This window comes from Burkholderia sp. E168m23 (assembly GCF_016586125.1).
GTDB lineage: Bacteria > Pseudomonadota > Gammaproteobacteria > Burkholderiales > Burkholderiaceae > Burkholderia > Burkholderia orbicola.
The window spans coordinates 1-4,342 of record NZ_BCPP01000629.1; the positions used below are offsets into that span (position 1 = coordinate 1).

Annotated in this window: 4 protein-coding genes; 3 read left to right on the plus strand and 1 reads right to left on the minus strand. The window is 66.7% G+C overall.

All coding sequences use genetic code 11. The features are described from left to right. The coding region (locus JMF90_RS26265) for a molybdopterin-dependent oxidoreductase (RefSeq protein ID WP_201325614.1) at window positions 1–1,506 on the minus strand (1,506 nt) is incomplete at its 3' end. A 183-nt stretch (window positions 1,507–1,689) separates the two neighbouring features. Between JMF90_RS26265 and JMF90_RS26270 the strand changes: the two genes are divergently transcribed. The 3 genes from JMF90_RS26270 to JMF90_RS26280 all read left to right on the plus strand — a co-directional run. Then, the gene (locus JMF90_RS26270; RefSeq protein WP_201317012.1) at window positions 1,690–2,601 is read left to right on the plus strand and encodes a LysR family transcriptional regulator; all 912 of its coding nucleotides are present in this window, start codon (window positions 1,690–1,692) and stop codon (window positions 2,599–2,601) included. A 301-nt stretch (window positions 2,602–2,902) separates the two neighbouring features. Next, complete coding sequence (locus JMF90_RS26275; protein ID WP_201317011.1) at window positions 2,903–3,637, plus strand: GntR family transcriptional regulator; 735 nt, start codon at window positions 2,903–2,905, stop codon at window positions 3,635–3,637. A gap of 122 nt (window positions 3,638–3,759) precedes the next feature. After that, the coding region (locus JMF90_RS26280; RefSeq protein WP_201325615.1) for an amidohydrolase family protein at window positions 3,760–4,342 on the plus strand (583 nt) is incomplete at its 3' end.

Genomic DNA, 4,342 nt, shown 5'->3' on the forward strand with positions numbered 1-4,342 from the left:
TGACGACGGCGTCTCGAACAGATCGCAGTGGACATGGAAATCGAGCGCGCAAAGCGCCTCGTGCGCGAGGCCGCCGTCCGCCTGCGACATCACCATGTTCGTGCCGAACGCGAACAGCGCGCGCACGCGGTACGGTTCGCCGTCGAGGATCGCGCGATAGACGTCGCGTGCCGTGACCCAGCCTTGCGCCGGCGGGCCGAGCGGCCGCTCCGCGAGGCCGAGCGCTTTCGCGCGTTGCTGCGGGTTCAGCATCGCGTAGCTGCTGACCGCGTTGGCCGGCTGCTTCGTCCATTCGCGGTTCGAGCCGCGCGTGTCGAACGCACCCGTCAACGCATACAACGTCGCGATGGCGCGCTCGGTTTGCGTGGCGTTGGTGTGCATGCCGACGCCGGACCACGCGTGATAGGCGATCGCCTGGTGCGGGCGCAGCATGTCGGCGGCCTTCACGATGTCGGCTGCGGCGACGCCGGTGATCGCGGCCGCCTGTTCCGGCGTATAGGCGTCGAGCGCCTTCGCATAGAGGTCGAAGGCCGGCGTGCAGTCGACTTCCATGCAGCGGCCCGCCGCATCGCGGATCGCGACGCGGCGCACGCCGGTCATCGACAGGTCGGCGGGCCGGGTCGCGGTTTCCCCGCCGGCGAGTTCCAGCCGATCGAGCGTCTCGTTCCACACCACGTAGCGGTTGTCGGACGCCTCGCCGTCGAGATCCCGCTCGCGCAGGAACCGGCCGGTGTCGGCCCGCACGAGCAGCGGGCCGTTGGTCCATTCCAGCACGAATGCATCGTCGACGTTGCCGGTCGCGATCATCTGCCGCGCGATCGCCATCGCGAGCGCGCCGTCGGTGCCGGGCTGGACGCGCAGCCACAGGTCGGCTTCCCGCGCGAGCGCGGTCGGCCGCGGATCGACGACGATCAGCCGGGCGCCGTTGCGGCGGCCTTTCGCGATCGCATCGGCCTGCGCGAGCCAGGTGTTGGCGGGATTGTTGCCCCACAGCACGATGAGCCCGGCATGCCGGTAGTCCGCGCCGGGTATGCCGCAGCCGAACGTGAACGCATGCGCGCTGTCCTTGTGCCAGTTGCAGATCTCGGTCGCGTAGCAAATATTCGGGCTCCCGAACGACCAGACGAATCGCTCGACCCAGTCGATGCTGTCGCTCATCGGCGTGCCGCTGGGCGTGGTCACGCCGAACGCGACCGACTCGGCGCCGTTTTCCCGCTTGAAATACGCGAGACGCCCGGCGATCTCGGCCAGCGCTTCGTCCCAGCCGATGCGTTGCCAGCCGGGGTCGGCGGCGTCCTTCGGTTGCGTGCGCCGCATCGGGTACAGCACGCGGTTCGGGCTATGCACGAGTTCGGGCGCCGCTTTTCCCTTCATGCACATCGCGTGGCCGGTCGGGTGCGTATCGTCGGGCCGGACCTTGATCATCATGTCGCCATGCACGACGTTGATCGTGCCGCATCGCGACCGGCACAACGTGCAATAGCCCTTCTTTTCCTGCGTCTCCATCGTCTGGCATCGTCCGGTTCATGTTTGCGACCATGCTAGGAAGCGACGGCGGCCATGACAAATTCATCCTTTCGATGGTCCGGTATATATTGAATCAATATCGCATCCCTCGATCCGTTGTACCGTTCGGGCCTCCGAGGCAGTGCTGATCCGGAGCTGCCCGGCCTTCCCGGACCTTTTCCCGTGAATACGCACATCACCCTGCGCCAGATCGAATACTTCGTGTCGGTTGCCGATACGGGGCAAATTTCGAAATCGGCCAATCTTTGTTCGGTGTCGCAATCGTCGATGACGATCGCGTTGAAGAACCTCGAGGAGGCGGTGGGCGTCACGCTGCTGCTGCGTCATCCGAAAGGCGTGCGCCTGACGCCGGCCGGCGAGCGGTTCCTGCGTCACGTCCAGCACGCGACGATGTCGATCGATCGCGCGGTCGTGGCCGCCCAGGAGGACCCGGAGCAGATCGCCGGGCATGTCCGGATCGGGATGACCGAAACCATCTCGACCTATCTGATGCCGTCGCTGATGTCCGCCATTTCCCAGCGCTTCGGCAACCTCGGCGTGAGCATCGTCGAAAGCGAACGCGAAACGATCGAGACGATGCTGATCGACGATCGCCTCGATATCGCGCTGCTGCTGGTGTCGAATACCGCGGAAGTCGGCGACCTGAAATACGAGACGATTCTGCGTTCGCCGCGCCGGCTGTGGACCCATCCGGGGCATCCGCTGCAGGACGCCCGCCGCGTCACCCTCGAGGACGTCGCGCGCGAGAACTATCTGCTGCTCGACATGGACGAGCACCTGCGCACCGTCGGCAAGTACTGGGGCAGCTACGGCGTCGCGCCGAACGTCTGGATGCAGAGCAAGTCGATCGAAGCGGTGAGAAGCCTCGTCGCGCTCGGGCACGGGGTGACGATCCTCTCGGATCTCGTTTATCGGCCGTGGTCGCTGGAAGGCAACCGGATCAGCCGCCGCAATCTCAGCGTGACGGTGCCGACGATGGACGTCGGCGCGGTATGGCGGCGGGGCGGCGCGACGTCGGCGCCGTGCCGCGCGCTGCTGGAGCTGTTCCGGTCGTGGAGAAAGACGGCCGGCTAGTGCGTCGGCCTTGCCAGGGATGCATACCAGTTGCCCAAAGTGGTTCTATCCTGGTCTGCTTTCGATGCCCGGAAACGCGGCAAATCCCTCCTTCGACCCGTCCCTTTGCATACCACTTCGGGTAAATCCCTATCCCGCACTGCGTTGTAAACAAAGGCTTTGCCGGCGCTAAAACGCTTGCCGCGCAAGGCTTTCGGCGATTTTCGCAGCGCTAATACCAGTTCGTTGACTGGTATTATGGTGGTTATATAATGCGTTCACTTTCGACGGTCACGGATCGTCGTCCGACACCCGGAGGCACATGGAAACCGGCTGGTCCGAACTGGCGCCCGACCCCCTCGACGACACGCCGCTCTATCTGCAGCTCGCCCGCAATCTGGCGAGCGCGATCCACGCCGGCGCGTGGCGGGCCGGCGAGGCGCTGCCGTCGGAGCGGCTGCTGTCGGGGTCGGTCGGCGTGTCGCGGATCACCGCGCGTCGTGCGCTCGCGCTGCTGGTCGAGCAGGGCCTGATCAAGCGGGCGCGCGGTGCGGGCAGCTTCATCACGCCGCGCGTCGCCGATCCGCTGTCGCGGCTCGTCGGCTTCACCGCGAAGATGCAGCAGCGCGGCTTCGTGCCCGATTCGGTGTGGCTGTCGCGCACACTGCGCGCCGCGAGCCGTGACGAGCTCACGCATCTCGGCCTCGCGCCCGGCGCGACGGTGGCGCGGCTCGAACGGCTGCGCCGCGCGGACGGCATCGTGATGGCCGTCGAGCATTCGACGCTGCCGGCCGCGGTGGTGCCCGATCCGCAGGCGCTCGGCGCGTCGCTGTACGAATACCTCGATACGCGCGGCATGACCGTCGTGCGCGCGCTGCAGCACTTTCGCGCGGCGAATGCCACGCACGCGATCGTGAAATGGATGGCGGTGAAGCCGGGCTCGGCATTGCTGGTGATCACGCGCGTCGGCTACGGCGCCGACCAGCGTGCGATCGAAGTGACCGAAACGTATTGCCGCGACGACTACTACGACTTCGTCGCCGAACTGAAACGCTGACGCGCGAGACTGCCCGCGCATCCCGCGCGATCGCGATGGAACGCAATCGCGCGCAATGAATCGCAACGGATTGGCACATCACGACGCGGACGCTCGCGTCACCCGATCATCAAGAGAACGTCATGCTGACTGGCAACATCCTCACCCCCGACGGCTGGATTCACGGTTCGCTCGATAGCGAGAACGGCCGCATCACCACGCTCGACGGCACGCCCGTCGATCCCGCGACGAACGACGCGCCGTACATCCTGCCCGGCTTCATCGACCTGCACGTGCATGGCGGCGGCGGCGCAGACGTGATGGAAGGCGGCGACGCGATCGAGACGATCGTCCGCACGCACGCGCAATTCGGCACGACGAGCCTGCTCGCGACGACGATGACCGCGCCGCGCGACGAGCTGATGGAAGTCGTCGCGAACCTCGGCACCGTCGCGCGGAACCGCACGCCGGGCGGCGCGCGCGTGCTGGGCGTGCATCTCGAAGGCCCGTACATCAACCCGGGCAAGCTCGGCGCGCAGCCCGACGCGGCCGTGTCGGCCGTGCTCGACGAGGTGCTGAAGTACCTGTCGATCGCGCCGATTCGCGTCGTCACGCTTGCGCCGGAAATCACGGGCCACATCGAGATCATCGGCGAGATGGCCGCGCGCGGCGTACGCGTGCAGCTCGGCCACTCGCTCGCGACCTATGACGATGCGGTCGCCGCGC